This window comes from Paenarthrobacter nitroguajacolicus (assembly GCF_051027655.1).
In the GTDB taxonomy this organism is placed as follows: Bacteria; Actinomycetota; Actinomycetes; order Actinomycetales; family Micrococcaceae; genus Arthrobacter; species Arthrobacter nitroguajacolicus.
This window is the reverse complement of the sequence record NZ_CP073234.1, coordinates 4,636,025-4,650,836: the sequence shown is the minus strand read 5'-3', so window position 1 is coordinate 4,650,836 and position 14,812 is coordinate 4,636,025. Positions and strand designations below refer to the sequence as shown.

At 62.0% G+C, this 14,812-nt stretch carries 14 protein-coding genes; 12 read left to right on the top strand and 2 right to left on the bottom strand.

The window, feature by feature from the left end; all coding sequences use genetic code 11:
• Positions 1-134: 134 nt before the first annotated feature.
• The 3 genes from KCX59_RS22005 (at position 135) to KCX59_RS21995 (ending at position 3,924) form a co-directional block, all read left to right on the top strand.
• A complete protein-coding gene (locus KCX59_RS22005; RefSeq protein ID WP_091464216.1) occupies positions 135-1,817 on the top strand; it encodes an ABC-F family ATP-binding cassette domain-containing protein in 1,683 nt (560 codons plus the stop codon).
• 155 nt (positions 1,818-1,972) lie between these two features.
• Positions 1,973-2,740, top strand: a complete 768-nt coding sequence (locus KCX59_RS22000; protein WP_179018008.1) for a DeoR/GlpR family DNA-binding transcription regulator — start codon at positions 1,973-1,975, stop codon at positions 2,738-2,740.
• Positions 2,737-3,924 (top strand): MFS transporter, encoded by a 1,188-nt coding sequence (locus KCX59_RS21995; RefSeq protein WP_091464212.1) that lies wholly within the window; start codon positions 2,737-2,739, stop codon positions 3,922-3,924. The genes KCX59_RS22000 and KCX59_RS21995 overlap by 4 nt, the downstream gene beginning before the upstream one ends.
• Here KCX59_RS21995 and KCX59_RS21990 read toward each other — a convergent pair.
• Positions 3,869-4,573 carry a phosphatase PAP2 family protein gene (locus KCX59_RS21990; RefSeq protein WP_179018007.1) on the bottom strand — a complete coding sequence of 235 codons (705 nt, stop codon included), beginning with the start codon at positions 4,571-4,573 and terminating at the stop codon, positions 3,869-3,871. The two genes, KCX59_RS21995 and KCX59_RS21990, sit on opposite strands and share 56 nt — an antisense overlap.
• A 54-nt stretch (positions 4,574-4,627) precedes the next feature.
• Between KCX59_RS21990 and KCX59_RS21985 the strand changes: the two genes are divergently transcribed.
• The 9 genes from KCX59_RS21985 (at position 4,628) to KCX59_RS21945 (ending at position 14,016) form a co-directional block, all read left to right on the top strand.
• Positions 4,628-6,130 (top strand): bifunctional phosphatase PAP2/diacylglycerol kinase family protein, encoded by a 1,503-nt coding sequence (locus KCX59_RS21985; RefSeq protein ID WP_179018006.1) that lies wholly within the window; start codon positions 4,628-4,630, stop codon positions 6,128-6,130.
• Positions 6,131-6,294: 164 nt separating this feature from the next.
• Positions 6,295-7,239 carry an ABC transporter ATP-binding protein gene (locus tag KCX59_RS21980; protein WP_091464204.1) on the top strand — a complete coding sequence of 315 codons (945 nt, stop codon included), beginning with the start codon at positions 6,295-6,297 and terminating at the stop codon, positions 7,237-7,239.
• A 2-nt stretch (positions 7,240-7,241) separates the two neighbouring features.
• Complete coding sequence (locus KCX59_RS21975) at positions 7,242-8,093, top strand: ABC transporter permease subunit (RefSeq protein ID WP_179018005.1); 852 nt, start codon at positions 7,242-7,244, stop codon at positions 8,091-8,093.
• Between the two features lie 27 nt (positions 8,094-8,120).
• Positions 8,121-9,410 carry a sensor histidine kinase gene (locus KCX59_RS21970; RefSeq protein WP_179018004.1) on the top strand — a complete coding sequence of 430 codons (1,290 nt, stop codon included), beginning with the start codon at positions 8,121-8,123 and terminating at the stop codon, positions 9,408-9,410.
• Positions 9,407-10,099, top strand: coding sequence for a response regulator (locus KCX59_RS21965; RefSeq protein ID WP_091464196.1), 693 nt, complete (start codon positions 9,407-9,409; stop codon positions 10,097-10,099). The genes KCX59_RS21970 and KCX59_RS21965 overlap by 4 nt, the downstream gene beginning before the upstream one ends.
• Before the next feature lie 97 nt (positions 10,100-10,196).
• The gene (locus KCX59_RS21960) at positions 10,197-10,958 is read left to right on the top strand and encodes a hypothetical protein (protein ID WP_178994629.1); all 762 of its coding nucleotides are present in this window, start codon (positions 10,197-10,199) and stop codon (positions 10,956-10,958) included.
• Entirely contained in the window at positions 10,955-11,494 is a 540-nt protein-coding gene (locus tag KCX59_RS21955; RefSeq protein ID WP_179018003.1) for an RNA polymerase sigma factor, read from the top strand. The genes KCX59_RS21960 and KCX59_RS21955 overlap by 4 nt, the downstream gene beginning before the upstream one ends.
• A gap of 164 nt (positions 11,495-11,658) precedes the next feature.
• The gene (locus KCX59_RS21950; RefSeq protein WP_179018002.1) at positions 11,659-13,101 is read left to right on the top strand and encodes an amino acid permease; all 1,443 of its coding nucleotides are present in this window, start codon (positions 11,659-11,661) and stop codon (positions 13,099-13,101) included.
• Between the two features lie 138 nt (positions 13,102-13,239).
• A complete protein-coding gene (locus KCX59_RS21945) occupies positions 13,240-14,016 on the top strand; it encodes an IclR family transcriptional regulator (protein WP_178994623.1) in 777 nt (258 codons plus the stop codon).
• On the opposite strand, the gene KCX59_RS21940 is transcribed toward KCX59_RS21945, so the two are convergent.
• Entirely contained in the window at positions 13,962-14,786 is an 825-nt protein-coding gene (locus KCX59_RS21940) for an IclR family transcriptional regulator (protein WP_179018001.1), read from the bottom strand. The two genes, KCX59_RS21945 and KCX59_RS21940, sit on opposite strands and share 55 nt — an antisense overlap.
• Positions 14,787-14,812 lie beyond the last annotated feature (26 nt).

The window sequence follows — 14,812 nt, the reverse complement described above, 5'->3', positions numbered from 1 at the left end:
CCCTTCACGGTAGCTCTTCACGGCAGAGGGGGACAGAAGGAAACCATGCACCGCCAGCGGGGCGTAAGTCAGCCGGGCACCCAAGCCGGCCGCCGCCGTCGAGCGCTATTACGCCGCCGTGGGAGGATTGAAACGTGGCCCATATTGACGTTTCCGGCATCGACTACTTCCTCTCCGACGGCACCCAGCTGCTCAACGGGGTGACTTTCAAGGTCCCCGATGGCACCAAGACGGCGCTCATCGGACCCAATGGAACGGGCAAGACCACCCTGTTCAAGATCATTTCCGGCGATCTCACCCCTGACGAAGGTGTGGTGGGCCGTTCCGGAAACATGGGCATCATGCGGCAGTTCGTTGGGCAGGTCCGTGACGAATCGACCGTCCGGGACCTCCTGGTTTCCACGGCACAAGCCGGCCTCGCCGCTGCTGCGAAGGCCGTGGAGGACGCCGAACTGGCCATGATGGAGCACGATGACGAGCCCACGCAGATGAAGTACGCGCAGGCGATCGTGGACTGGGGAGACGCCGGCGGGTACGACGTCGAAACCGTCTGGGACGAAGTGTGCATGGCAGCACTCGGAATTTCCTTCGACAAGGCGCAGTTCCGCCGCGCCTCCACGTTGTCCGGTGGTGAGCAGAAGCGCTTGGTGCTCGAAGCCCTGTTTGCGGGTCCGGATGAGCTCCTGCTCCTGGACGAGCCGGACAACTATCTGGACGTCCCTGGCAAGCGTTGGCTGGAGGGGAAACTCAACGAGTCCAAGAAGACTGTGCTGTTCATCAGTCACGACCGTGAGCTGCTTAACAACGCCGCCGGCCGCATCGTCACTCTCGAGCCCGGCATCAACGGTGCCGGGGCGTGGATTCATGGCGGTGGCTTCGGATCCTACGTTGAGGCACGCGCTGACCGTAACGCCCGTTTCGAGGAACTCCGCAAGCGCTGGGACGAGGAGCACATCAAGCTCAAGGAACTCGTCAATATGTACAAGAACAAGGCCGCGTTCCGCTCCGACATGGCTAACAGGTACCAGGCAGCGCAGACCCGCCTCGCCAAGTTCCTGGAAGCCGGCCCGCCCGAGGCATTGCCGATCGAGCAGAACGTCAAAATGCGCCTTAAAGGTGGTCGAACGGCCAAGCGTGCTGTGGTGGCCGAGAAGCTCGAACTGACCGGGCTCATGAAGCCGTTCTCCACCGAGATCTGGTTTGGCGATCGCGTTGGTGTGCTCGGTTCCAACGGTTCCGGCAAGAGCCATTTCCTGCGCCTCCTCGCCACCGGCGGCACAGACCCCGAGCGCGAGCACCTGCCGGTGTCCGACGTCGTGATCGCTGAAGTGCCCCACGAGGGCACTGTGAAGCTGGGAGCCCGCATCCGGCCCGGCTTCTTTGCCCAGACACACGTCCGCCCTGATCTGTTGGGCAGGACCTTGTTGGAGATCCTGCACCGTGGAGACGAACACCGCTCCGGCCTTCCCCGCGAGGCGGCAGCTGGAGCCTTGGATTCGTACGGCCTGGCCGGTCAGTCCGAGCAGAAGTACGAGTCCTTGTCCGGCGGCCAGCAGGCTCGTTTCCAAATCCTGCTCCTGCAACTCTCCGGCGCCACCCTGCTGCTGCTCGACGAGCCCACGGACAACCTGGACCTTCACTCGGGCGAGGCTCTGGAGCGGGCCATCGATGCTTTCGAAGGGACCGTCCTGGCAGTCACGCACGACCGCTGGTTCGCCAAGTCCTTCGACCGCTTCATGATCTTCGGGTCGGATGGCAAGGTCTACGAGTCCGAGGAACCTGTTTGGGACGAGAAGAGGGTGGAGCGCGCCCGCTAACCCCGGACGCTCTCTCACTTTCCAGCGGTATTCCGCGAACGCTCTTGCACCTGCTGCGAGAGCGTTTCGCTTTAGGCCATGGGATGTGCGAGAGCGTCGGTGCGCAAATGAGCACACCGGATGATTAACTGAGCAAACATTGCTACGGTTGAAGCATGGGGACTGCTGACCGCCACCGACTCATTGGCGAGTTGTTGCGCAACCGCGAAGAAGCCACGGTGGATGAACTCGTCCAAGCGACGGGAGCCTCCGGGGCCACCATCCGCCGCGACCTCGAGAGCCTCGCTGCCAACGGTGTGCTGAAACGGGTCCACGGGGGCGCCCGCAGCCTGGTGGCCCGAGGCGACAACCCCGGCTACGGGCAACGCGAGTTGGAAGACCACGACGCCAAAATACGGATCGCAGCAGCCGTGGACGCGCTCCTCAGAGACCGCGAACACGTGTGGCTGGACAGTGGATCCACCGCCACGGAGATCGCACGCAGGCTCAGCAGGCGCGAACTCACCGTGATGCCCATGTCCTTGCACGGCGTGGAGGCACTGACGCGTACCAAGGATGGCCGCACACCCGAGCTCATCCTCCCAGGTGGCAGCCTCATCCCAGGTGAGCAATCCTTCCGGGGACCCATGACGCAAGCCAACATCCGCTCGCTAAGGTTCGACACCGCCGTCGTAACTCCCTGCGCCCTCAATCTGAAAGACGGCCTGCTGGCCCACGACCTCGAGGACGCCGCAGTCAAGCGCGCCGGTCTGGAATCGGCAAGCCGGGTGATAGTGGCGGCTTCAGGAAGCAAATGGAATGCCAACGCGCTAGCACTCGTTGCAGCCATGGACACCGTGGCCGTCATCGTGACAGACCAGGAACCACCCCCCGAAGATCTTGCCCGGCTCAACAAACTCTCCGTGGAAGTTGTGATTGCATGACCACCAACACCAGAAGCACCACCAACGTCAACGCCGCTGCGGTGGCGACGTTCCTGATCTTCGGCATGAACGGTTTGGTCTTCGCCAGCTGGGCTGCCCGCATCCCCGCCGTGACCGAGGCACTCAGCCTGACGTCCGGTCAGATGGGCACTCTGTTGCTCTGCACCGCCGTCGGGTCCTTGCTGGCGCTTCCATCAGCCGGATGGGTGGTGGGCAGGATAGGTACAGCCAATACGGTCCGGGTGGCCGGCATCGTGGCTGGGGCTGCCGGCGCGGCAATCGCCTTCTCACTGATGGCCGCGTCCGTTCCGGGCACAGCCGTTGCCCTGTTCTTCTTCGGCATCGGCATCGGCCTGTGGGACGTGGCGCAGAACATTGAAGGCGCCGACGTCGAGCACCGGCTCAAGCGCACCATCATGCCGCAGTTCCATGCTGCCTTCAGCGGTGGCGCGTTCCTGGGCGCACTGATCGGTGCCGGCCTCTCCCAACTGGGTGTCGGCTTGCCGGAGCACTTGTTGGTCATCGCGGCCATCGCCGTCGCTTTGGCGCTGACGGTCCCTAAGTACTTCCTGCCGCACGCGGTTGAAGAAATTCACGACGGCGGCGTGGCGGCTGAGAAGGGCCCCACGGCTTGGCGGGACGGCAGGACGCTGCTCATCGGCGTCGTAGTCCTCGGCGCCACCCTCACCGAAGGGGCAGGCAACGACTGGATCGCGAAGGCTGCCGTGGACGGGCTTGGCGCCTCGGAATCCACAGGCGCGTTGCTGTTCGCGCTCTTTGTTCTCGCTATGACCATCATGCGGTTCTTCGGCGGCAAGGCGATCGACAAGTTTGGACGAGTGAACGTCCTCCGGGCCAGCATGGCCGCGGCCGCCGTTGGCCTTGCATTGTTCGTCTTCGCCGGCAATGTAATCCTGGCAGGCGTTGGAGCAGCCCTTTGGGGCATCGGCGCAGCGTTGGCTTTCCCTATGGGAATGTCGGCCGCAGCGGACGATCCGAAGCACGCAGCTGCACGCGTTTCAGTGGTTTCCACCATCGGCTACGTAGCGTTCCTGGCTGGCCCGCCACTGCTGGGCTACTTGGGTGACCACACCGGAATCCACTTGGCCTTGCTGGCCATCGGAGCGCCTATTTTGCTTGCCCTGCTGCTTGCCGGCGTTGCGAAGCCCTTGCCGCCCAAATAGTCTGTCCGTCCGCTTGCGCATTCTCCTTGATGCATATATCACGGAAACGCCACCACATCAGCAGGACAATGCCGGCGGCGAGGCACGCACCACCGAGTACGTCGCTTAGCCAATGGGCCGAAAGGTAGGTGCGGCTGATCATCATGGCGATAACACCAATGACTGCCATCAGTGCCATCCACCAACGTCCAATCAGTATGGAAAGCACCAGCAGGAAGGCAGTTGTCGCAGAGACATGCCCCGATGGGTATGAACCTGTATCAGATAAAACCCTGGCGCCCTCCGGCCTATCTCTACCCACCACGGCTTTGGCAAGCTGCGTCAGCGCCAGCACGACGATGCCGCTCAACGCGGCGAAGACCGCCGCCATGGGTCGCTGCCATATGACGAGCGAAATCGCGAGCACCACATGGAAGACGAGCATCCCCGCGTAGCCGGCCCAGTTGAGGACGACGTTGACTCCATCCCAGAAGGGTGAGTGCAGGCTGAAGGCGTAGGCCTGCCATATGGTGTCCACGCCGTTGAATGCCGGTTCCCCTTGCCCTGCCATAAGCAGCACCCCGGGAACTGCGAACGCACAGAGCAGGAGCACTCCGGGGGTGACCAACTGCCAGCTGGGAGGTTGACGCGGATGGAGTACACGAATCATCCATTCATCGTAGCGACGGCAGCTTGGCGACACCGCAGGCGTTAGTGTGATGGCATGCGAGGCTTCTTGGGCAAAGGCCCCAAACGGGTTGCGAGATTCGATCACTTCCTGGTCCGGGCTGTGTCCCGGCAACCCCAGGGTGATCACGACGTGTTCTTTCGCGAACTCTCTGCTGCGGCCACCAAAGGCAAACTTTGGTTCGGTATTGCAGGGATCATGGCTACTTTCCCCGGAAAGCCCCGGAGGGCAGCCCTGCACGGCCTCCTTGCCTTGGGTGTTGCCTCCGGGGTTACAAATCTGGTCTTCAAAACGGCGCTGCCCCGGACCCGCCCGCTGCCCGAGCATTTGCCCATCTTTCGTTTCGTGCACCCCCAGCCGATCAGTTCTTCCATGCCGTCCGGTCATTCCGCGTCGGCGGTGGCCTTTGCAGTAGGCGCCGGTATTGTCTCCCCGACGCTGGGCGCCTTGTTGGCTCCCATCGCTGCGGGGGTCGCCTACTCGCGCGTGCACACGGGTGCCCATTGGCCCTCCGATGTGGTGTTCGGTTCCGCCCTGGGGGCGGGAGCGGCCTTACTGACCCGCAAGTGGTGGCCAGCGCGACCGCCCGAACCGACTCCCCGGCGGACTCCTGCGGAGGCCCCGGCAATTTCCGACGGCGAAGGGCTGAGTATCGCTGTCAACGTCCTAGGTGGCTCTTACTCCCCCGAGACTGCGGAATTGTTGAAAGTTATATTCCCTAAGGCTTATATACGGGAAATTTCTGAGGGTGAGGACGTCGCGGCCGAGATAGATGCGGCGGCAACCCGGCCAGGCACCGTTGCGCTCGGTGTCTGGGGCGGTGACGGAACGGTTGGCACTGCCGCGGCTGCCGCCGTCGAGCATTCACTGCCCCTCCTGGTGCTTCCGGGCGGAACCCTCAACCACTTCGCCCGCGACCTCGGCACCAGCTCGATTGACGACGCGATCGATGCTGTGACTAAAGGACATGCGGCGTCCGTCGACCTGGGACACGTGGTGGTGCAGCGGGGCCTCCCCGAGACGCCGGAGACAACGAATCTGGCCATGCTGAACACTGCCAGCGTCGGCGTGTATCCCAACTTGGTGAGGCGGCGGGAGCGGCTCCAGCCGGCCATGGGCAAACCGCTGGCCGGCTTGGTGGCGTCCCTGCGTACGTTCGGCGTGAACTCCCCCACCACCCTCCTGGTGGATGGGGTGAAACACAAGCTGTGGATCCTCTACATGGGCAGGGGCCGGTTCTATCCCAGCGATCACGCGCCGCTTCGCAGGCCGGTGTTGGACGACGGTGTTTTCGATCTGCGCATGATCACAGCCGATGAGCCGTTCGCCCGGGCGCGACTACTGTGGGCGGTAGTGACCGGCACCGTTGCCGCGTCCAAAGTCACCCACTTGACCGAGGCCACCACAATCACGGTGGAGGCTATTGGGCAACCATTGGTCCTGGCGGTTGACGGGGAGCCGAAGCCCGGAGTCCGGAGTGCGAAGTTCACTGTGAAACCGCGCGAGCTCACCGTGTACTCGCCGCTGCCGGCGGACTGAGTTGGCCGACGGGATTGACCGGACCGGGTCATCCGCGAGGACTACCCTGACTGAACCCTGAATCATCCCTGAGACAGGCGATTTACCGCCCCTCCGTGAGTAGCGTTGTAGGTACATTCAAAACTCACTTGCACACATATGTGCTCCGAGGAGGGAACGCTTCCATGATCGAAGCAAAAGGCCTGACCAAGGTCTACGGCGAGAAGACCGCCGTTGGCGGCGTCAATTTCACTGTCCAAGCCGGACGGGTGACGGGCTTCCTGGGCCCGAACGGTGCCGGCAAGTCAACAACAATGCGCATGATCATGGGACTGGACGCTCCTACGTCGGGTTCTGTAACCGTGAACGGTGAGCCCTTCGCCCAGCACAAGGCGCCGCTGCGCGAGATTGGTGCCCTTCTGGACGCCAAGGCCGTCCACACGAGCCGCACTGCCTACAACCACCTTCTTGCCATGGCGGCGACGCACAGCATCCCCAAGAGCCGGGTTCGTGAAGTCATCGAGATGACCGGCCTGGGTGACGTTGCCAAGAAGAAGGTCAAGGGATTCTCGCTCGGTATGGGTCAGCGCCTCGGCATAGCCGCCGCGCTGCTGGGCGATCCACAGACCATCATCCTGGACGAGCCGGTCAACGGCCTCGATCCTGAAGGCGTGGTTTGGGTTCGCAACCTCGTCAAGTACCTGGCCTCCGAAGGACGCACAGTTTTCCTGTCCAGCCACCTCATGAGTGAGATGGCGCTGACGGCAGACCACCTGATTGTGATCGGTCGAGGCAGGATCATCGCCGACGCACCCATTGCCGAAATCATCACCGGCAAGGGCCAGGCACGCACCCGAGTCCGCACTGATCAGCCGGAACGCCTCATGCAGCTCCTTGCCGGAACCGGTGTCTCCGTGGAGGTCCACGAACGCGAACTGCTGGAGGTTTCAGGGCTGGATCCCCGAGGCATCGCACGCACCGCCTTGGAGAACCAGGTCATGGTCTATGAGCTGACCCCGCTCCAGGCAAGCCTTGAAGAGGCTTACATGGAACTCACCAAGGACGAGGTCGAATACCACTCGCACATCACCACCGGGGCCTCGGTTCCCGCTCAGGTCGGAGGGAAATAAACATGAGCACCACTACCTTGGACCGCAAGTCCATCCGTAACTCCGTCGGTCCCGGACCGGCGTTCCACCGTGTACTCAACTCGGAATTCATCAAGTTCCGCACTTTGATGTCCACTCTGATCCTCCTGGCCTCCACGGCACTGGTCATGGTGGGCTTCGCAGCTCTCTCTGCTTGGGGAACAGGACAGTTTGCGGAGCAGGCCGCCGCCGATCCCGAAGTGGCAGCCGCCATGGCTGCCCAAGGCGGGGATCTGGCAGTCAGCATCCCCACGTCAGGTATTTCGTTCGCCCAGCTCATCCTCGGTTCCTTGGGCGTCCTGCTCATGAGCTCCGAGTTCACCACCGGCATGGCACGCTCAACGTTTGCCGCCGTTCCCAAGCGGCTCACGCCATTCCTGGCCAAGCTCATTGTGGTCATGGTCAGCGCCTTCCTGCTGACAGCGGTGTCCATTTACATCGCCGGCCTGGTGTCGCTACCAATCGTTGATACCTACGACCTCAAGCTGGATCTCGGCAGTTCGCAATCCATCAAGCTCCTCCTGGTCAACAGCCTCTACGTTGCAGCTGTGGCGGCCATTGGCATGGCCCTGGGAACAATCGTCCGTAACTCGGCCGGTGGCATCATGAGCCTGGTGGGACTTCTGTTCGTTGCACCCATAGCTTTCCAGCTCATCCCCGGCGACTTCTTCAAGGAAGCCAACAAGTACCTGCCCACCAGCACCATCACTCCGATGACCGCCGTCGAGCACGTCCCGGACACGCTGGAAGCGTGGCAGGCTGCGCTGGTTCTTGGTGCTTGGGTGGTTGTGCCGGTAGCCCTGGCCATGGTTCTGCTCAAGAATCGGGACGTCTAGGACGGGGTTGCCGTCTAGGCTCGATCCATGACTGAAGTTTCGCAGATGAAGGACGCGTCGGGCACCACGGCCGACGCGTCCTTCGCTGAAATTACCCAGCGCCGCAGGGGCAGGATCCGGCGCTACTTCTACAAGCGCCCACGGGCCATGGATGCCGTGGTGATCCTTTGCTACCTTCTGTTGGCGTTGCCCACCATCATTACCTCGATCATCGATGGCAAGTGGCTCGTGGTGACAATCCTGCTGTTGATCGCCATCGCGTTGATTTTCAGGCGGCAGTTCCCGCTTCAGGTGGTGCTCGCCGTCGCGCTTCTGGAAATCGCGGCGACCATCCTGAACCCGTGGGGCTCGAACGTTTCTGCGGGTCTTTGGTTTGCGCTCTATGCCGTGGCGTCCCTGAGGAAGCGTGCACTGGCACTGGTGGTTTTTGCTGCAGCCAGCCTGCCGCTGAGCCTTCTCTACTTGTTCATGTGGACGAGCCCCAGCCAGATGGACAACTTGCAGGACGTCCCGGAGAACTTCCACCTCATCAACAACATCGCCACTGCGGCATCCATCATGCTGTCCAACCTCCTGGCTACTGGCATCGGCATCTCGGTACGGCAGCGCAGGGAGCATGAAGCGGAAATCGCGGCGTGGGCCGCGAGGACGACGCAGCTCGGCAAGGTCACCGAGCGCAACAGGATCGCCCGCGAAATGCACGACGTCGTGGCCCACTCGCTGACAGTCATGATCAGCCTTTCAGACGGGGCCGCCGTGGTGGTCAAGAAGGATCCGGATCGAGCCGGTGAGGTCCTCGGTGAACTGTCCCGCACCGGAAGGGTCGCGCTGGCCGATATGCGCAGGGTCCTCGGGGTTCTGCGGGATGATTCCGGGCGACCGGCACCGCTGACGCCCCTCGAATCCGGGCAGAACCTGGCGAAACTCCTGGACGGTTTCCGCACCGCCGGACTGCCGCTGCACTACGCCCATTCGGGGCCGGGCCTCCCGGCCGACCCCGCTTTTGAACTGACCGTCTACAGGATCGTGCAGGAGTCGCTGACCAACGTCCTGCGGTACGGTCGGTCGCTGAGCCGCGTTGACGTGCACGTGGCCCGCGACGGCGATTTGGTCACCATTGACGTGCTCGACGACGGCCGCGGAACCCGCGAGGGCAGCAGCGAATCCGTGGGCAGCCTGGGGACCGGACAAGGCATTGCGGGAATGAATGAACGTGCCGGAATCTATGCTGGAATCGTTACTGCCGGTCCAGGAAAAAGGGGAGGCTGGGCAGTCCATGCCGAGCTCCGCTGGAACGGCGAAAAGGGGGAATCATGACCGAAGACAACATCAAAGTGCTGCTGGTGGACGATCAGCCACTGCTGCGGATGGGCTTCCGGCTCATTCTTGAAGGCCAAGAGGACTTCCACGTTGTGGGCGAGGCTTCCGATGGGATTGAGGCCGTGCGCCAGGTTGAGGCCCTGCAACCGGACGTAGTGCTGATGGACGTACGCATGCCCGGCATGGACGGCATTGAAGCCACGCGTCGGATCTCGGATTCAGGCTCCGATGCACGCGTCATCATCCTGACCACGTTCGACCTTGATGAGTACGCCTTCACCGGACTACAAGCCGGGGCCTCCGCATTCCTGCTCAAGGATGTTGCTCCCTCTGAGCTGGTCCACGCAGTGCGCCTGGTTGCCAGTGGCGATGCTGTGGTGGCGCCACGTGTTACGCAACGGCTGCTGGAAACTTACGTTCGCGGGGGCGTCGTGCCCGGTCACGCGCCGAGTCCGCATCGGGACCCGCTCCTGGATGAACTCACACCGCGGGAAACGGAAATCCTCACCACCATCGCGGAGGGCCTCTCCAACGCTGAGATCGCCCACAAGTTCTTCCTATCCGAGGCCACGGTGAAGACCCACGTCCGCCGAATCCTGAGCAAGCTGCAGCTCCGGGACCGGGTGCAGGTTGTGGTCTACGCCTACGAAACCGGGCTCGTGGTGCCGAGCAACCCGGACTACTGACACTCAGTCTGCCCTCGAAATAGCTTGCTGCAACGTTTGCTGCGCGTCCGGACATGTACAGGTTGTTAGGACACGGTACGCAAGCTTTGGGGGAACGATGAACGATGAGCAACTGGATGCGCAACTCCAGCGGGCAGATCCGGCAAACAAGTGGGCCTTCGAACCTGATGCTGCTCACAACGTCGTCAAGGAACTGCGGGCGGGAGCATCCCGCAAGTCAACTCCCCGGAAACGGAGTAGTTGGATTTCGCTGTTGGTCGCAAGCGCGGTGGGAGCGGCCGGCGTCGGGGTGGCTTCCCCGGCGGTAGCGCAGTTCATGGGATTCCTGACCGAGGAGGTCGAAAACCCGTTACCTGTTCCAACATCAACCGGGGACGGCAACATCCGGAACCTGGACGTACCGGGTTCGGAATGGATCAATCCGCTTGCCTCCGACTACGCAGAGTTCGCCAAGTCCAAATACAGTTCGCTGCCGTTGCCCCCGAGGTATGACGAAGAGCGACTCAAGAACGCCTCCTCCCTGAAGGAAGCGAAGGTGTATCAGGACAATGATCAGGGCAGTGGCACCGTCACTCAGGACATCGCACCTACCGTCCGGTACGAAGGGTTGGTTCGGTGCCTATGGGAAGCAGAATGGCTGGACCGGCACTCTGCAGGCGACCAGGAAGGGCAAGCGAAGGCGGTCTCTGTCCTCAAGCAGTCCCTCGCATGGCCAGCCACGATTGCCACGGACGGGGGTGGCGTGGTGGACCGCATGACGGCGTCCGTTGCCGCAGCCGAAGCAGGTAACGCTGAGACTGTAGAAGCTGATCACCGATCCTTGGGTTGCAGGGACATGATCAAAGGTCTGGAGCAGTGACTCCGACCCCTGCCGGCGCTGACTTCTCATGGACGACCATCCTCGAAGACCGGTTCGAGGAAAATGTCCGGGAGCTGACACCTGCGCTCATGGCATACTTCGTGCGCCGAGTTGATCCCGTAGAGGATGCGGCCGACTGTGTGTCCGAGGCGCTCCTGGTCCTGTGGCGACAGCGCGACCGACTGCCAGAGGGCCAAGCGGAGGTCCGCGCGTGGAGTTTCGGCGTTGCCAAAGGAGTGTTGGCAAACCACCGCCGGGGAAAGGTCCGCAGGGGAGCGTTATCGGAAAAGCTGCGTCAAGGGCTCGTACATGAACCGCAAGCACCATACGAATCCGATGGGGAGGTTCACAGAGCCCTTTCCCTTCTTCGGCTGAAGGACAGGGAATTGGTCATGTTGATTGTCTGGGACGGATTCGGAGTCGCTGAGGCAGGGGCGATCCTGGGACTCTCTGCAACTGCGTCGAGGACCCGCTACTCGCGCGCGCGAAAGCAGTTGAAGGACACTCTGGAACGTAATCCTGAGTCGAAGGAGTAGCTACACCGGCGGACATGGCGTGCGTTATATACATTCACAAATGCATTTAACGCTCATTAGAGCTTGGTTCTGTGTTACCTTCGTCACTACAAGCGCCGCTTCGGCTCCCCACACCGAGAGTTCCCGGCGTGCCGTTCGCATCTGTCAGTTAACGGAGACAAGACATGCAATCTTCTACACCCCTGAAGCTGGACCATCCATCCGCCGCCCTTCCGGCCCCCGTGGAAACCGGCCTGCGCCGGTCAATGGGGCCGCGGCACTTGATCATGATCGCAATGGGAGGTGTCATCGGTTCAGGCCTGTTCCTGAGTTCCGGTTACACCATCTCCCAGGCAGGTCCCCTCGGTGCCGTCATTGCCTATCTGGTGGGAGCCTTCGTGGTCTACCTGGTGATGGCCTGCCTCGGAGAGTTGGCCATTGCTTACCCGGTCTCCGGTGCCTTTCACATCTACGCTTCCCGTTCCATCGGTCCGGCAACAGGCTTCGCCACCGCTTGGCTTTACTGGCTCTGCTGGGCCGTGGCAATCGGATCTGAGTTCACAGCCTCAGGATTGCTCATGCAGCGGTGGTTCCCGGATATTGAGGTCTGGGTGTGGTGCCTCGTCTTCGCCGCCATGCTGTTTGGGTTCAACGCCTTTTCCTCCAAGTTCTTCGGAGAATCCGAATTCTGGTTCTCAATCGTCAAGGTGGGGGCCATTATTGCCCTGATCGTCGTCGGCGGGGCTGCCCTGTTCGGCTTCCACCCATTGTCGGAGTCAAACAACCATCCGTTCCTCTTGGAGAACTTCAACACTTCGGGTGGTCTATTCCCCAACGGCTTTACCGGCGTCCTGGTTACTGCGCTGGCCGTCTTCTATGCCTTTTCCGGCTCGGAACTCATTGGCGTAGCGGCCGGGGAAACCAAGGATCCGGCCAAGAACATCCCCAAAGCCATGCGCAGCACAGTCATCCGCCTCCTGATCTTCTTTGTGGGTGCCATTGCAGTCATCGCGGCTACTGTGCCCTTCGACCGGGTGGGGCTGGACGAGAGCCCCTTCGTCACGGTCTTTTCCTCCGTCGGTATCCCCTTCGCGGCGGACATCATGAACTTCGTCATCATCACCGCGCTTTTGTCCGCCGGGAACAGCGGACTGTTCTCCTGCGCACGCATGCTCTATTCGCTGGCAGATGAAGGGCATGCCCCCAGAGCGCTCAGGCGCCTGACCCGGCGTGGAATACCCCTTATTGCCCTTTCCGTCAGCATGGTGGGTGGGCTGGCATCGCTGGTCAGCAGTGTGGCTGCGCCAGAGACCGTCTACCTTGCCCTTGTTTCCATCGCAGGCTTCGCCGTTGTGGGCGTATGGATGTCCATTACCGCATCCCATTTCTTCCACCGCAGGGCTTTCGTCCGCAATGGTGGGCGCGTGGCGGATCTGGCTTACAAGGCGCCTCTTTTTCCCTTGGTGCCTATCTTGGCCTTTGCGCTCTGTCTGGTGTCCCTGGTGGGTATAGCTTTTGACCCTTCCCAGATTGCCGCCCTGTACTTCGGTGTTCCCTTCGTGGCCGCCTGCTACCTGTTCTTCCACTTCCGGTATGGCCGGAAGTCCCGGGCAAAGCGTCCTGCTTGATCTGACCCTTGCACCAAGCTTCGCGGCCGGCCGAATTGTCCGGTCGCGAAGCCTGTTTTGCCAGCAAGCCGCAATGACCGTGCGCTAACGCCCGCGTGTGAGAATTGCGTGAACGGCTTGATGGAAGGAGCAGTTTTCGTGGATGTGTCACCAGAAGCGTCGTCATTGGCGCAGGGCCTTCGTCTTGTTCGCTTGGTAACGGACCGCGAGAAGCAGGGCCGCCAACTCCTGGGAGTGTCGCAGTTGGCGGCAGAGCTGGACATGGAGCAAAGCCGGGTGTCCCGGTTGGCTCAGGAGCTGTGTGACCTGGGACTGCTCGAACGCGTAGACCGCGGTCCCTTTCGGACAGGACCGCGGTTCTTCAGTCTCGCTGCCGCCCTCAATGCCGGGTGGGTTCATCAGTCACGTGCTGAGCTGGAGGAGCTGGTGTCTGCTCTCGATTTGAGGTCCCGACTCTCGGTGCGCGACGGAGTCAGGGTTCTCTTGTTGCGTTCGTCCACTAATAACTCGGTGCTGGGTGGGTTCGCCAAGCCCGGCATGGTCACCCCGGTATGGTGCACGGGTTCGGGGCGGGCATTGCTGTGGGATCACTCAGTCACTGAGTTGGAGTCCCTGCTCGCCGAGGTCAATTTCATCGGCGTCGGCGGCCCGGCTGCAGCGCATTCTGCAGCGGAGGTCGCAGGACTCATGGAACGCGACCGGACCCAGGGTTTTGTGCTGGCTGCCGAAGAGTTTGAACACGGAGTTTGGGAGTTGGCTGTCCCTGTCCGCGAAAGCGGAGGCCGAATTGCGGCGGCCCTCAGCGTTCTGGGTAGCCGGTCAAGCCTGGAGGCGTCCGCCTCGGAGATTGCTGCGGTTCTTCAGTCCGCTTCAACGCGGCTGGGTGCCGGGGCGGAGCTCGCTGTCCAAGGTTGAATCAGGGACGACCTGCGTCCGCCCACCTGGACCTCAAGCCAATCACGCCATGAGCCGAGTGCTATGGCGAATGCCTCCCGCTGGGGTCCGATGCGTGACTTGGGCCCAACGACCTGCAGCGCCGCTGCGACTTCCCCCTTGAAGTCCCTGATCGGGGCGGCCAGTGAGTAGAGCCCGGGCTCGGCTTCCTCATCGACTATTGAGTAGCCACGGGTGCGCGCTTCGTTGAGCCGTTTCAGGAAGTCGTCGACGGACACCGGCGTATTGGGACCGTGTTTGACGAACTCCACGTCATCAAAGATCTTCCGTATCTCATGCTCTTCGGCATCCCAAAGGAGTGCTTGGCCGGCATCACTGCAGTAGGCGGGGTAGGGGCGGCCAAGCCATGAACCCACCAGATTGGCACTGTCCGGAACTTGCTCGCCGATGGTGACCGTACTGTTTCCGCTGAGCACGCCCAGAAAGCAGGCCTCGTTGGTTTCGGAAGCGAGGCCTTCCAAGGCAGTGAGGCCGTCAGTCTTCAGCCGCTGATCAGTTACCAATTGGGCGTCTGTCAGGATGGACCAGTCCAAGCTGTATTCACGCTGCCCGGTACGCCTGAGGAAGCCTTCCTGCTGTGCACCTTTAAGGCTCCGCGACACTTGACTACGGTCCTTGTCCAGGCGGGCTGCGATGTCAGCCACCGTGCCGCCGTCGAATCCCTCGGCATGACGTGCCCCCACTGCAAGGAGGGCCATCATTCCACGGCCCATGCTGGAGGTCTTTGACATGGATCGATTCTAGCCACCCGGCTGGG

Excerpts from the sequence above, each read along its gene's own strand:
- KCX59_RS22000 (WP_179018008.1), top strand. The coding sequence starts at position 1,973 with ATGGGGACTGCTGACCGCCACCGACTCATTGGCGAGTTGTTGCGCAAC.
- KCX59_RS21995 (WP_091464212.1), top strand. The coding sequence starts at position 2,737 with ATGACCACCAACACCAGAAGCACCACCAACGTCAACGCCGCTGCGGTG.
- KCX59_RS21990 (WP_179018007.1), bottom strand. The coding sequence starts at position 4,573 with ATGATTCGTGTACTCCATCCGCGTCAACCTCCCAGCTGGCAGTTGGTC.
- KCX59_RS21985 (WP_179018006.1), top strand. The coding sequence starts at position 4,628 with ATGCGAGGCTTCTTGGGCAAAGGCCCCAAACGGGTTGCGAGATTCGAT.
- KCX59_RS21980 (WP_091464204.1), top strand. The coding sequence starts at position 6,295 with ATGATCGAAGCAAAAGGCCTGACCAAGGTCTACGGCGAGAAGACCGCC.
- KCX59_RS21975 (WP_179018005.1), top strand. The coding sequence starts at position 7,242 with ATGAGCACCACTACCTTGGACCGCAAGTCCATCCGTAACTCCGTCGGT.
- KCX59_RS21970 (WP_179018004.1), top strand. The coding sequence starts at position 8,121 with ATGACTGAAGTTTCGCAGATGAAGGACGCGTCGGGCACCACGGCCGAC.
- KCX59_RS21965 (WP_091464196.1), top strand. The coding sequence starts at position 9,407 with ATGACCGAAGACAACATCAAAGTGCTGCTGGTGGACGATCAGCCACTG.
- KCX59_RS21960 (WP_178994629.1), top strand. The coding sequence starts at position 10,197 with ATGAACGATGAGCAACTGGATGCGCAACTCCAGCGGGCAGATCCGGCA.
- KCX59_RS21950 (WP_179018002.1), top strand. The coding sequence starts at position 11,659 with ATGCAATCTTCTACACCCCTGAAGCTGGACCATCCATCCGCCGCCCTT.
- KCX59_RS21940 (WP_179018001.1), bottom strand. The coding sequence starts at position 14,786 with ATGTCAAAGACCTCCAGCATGGGCCGTGGAATGATGGCCCTCCTTGCA.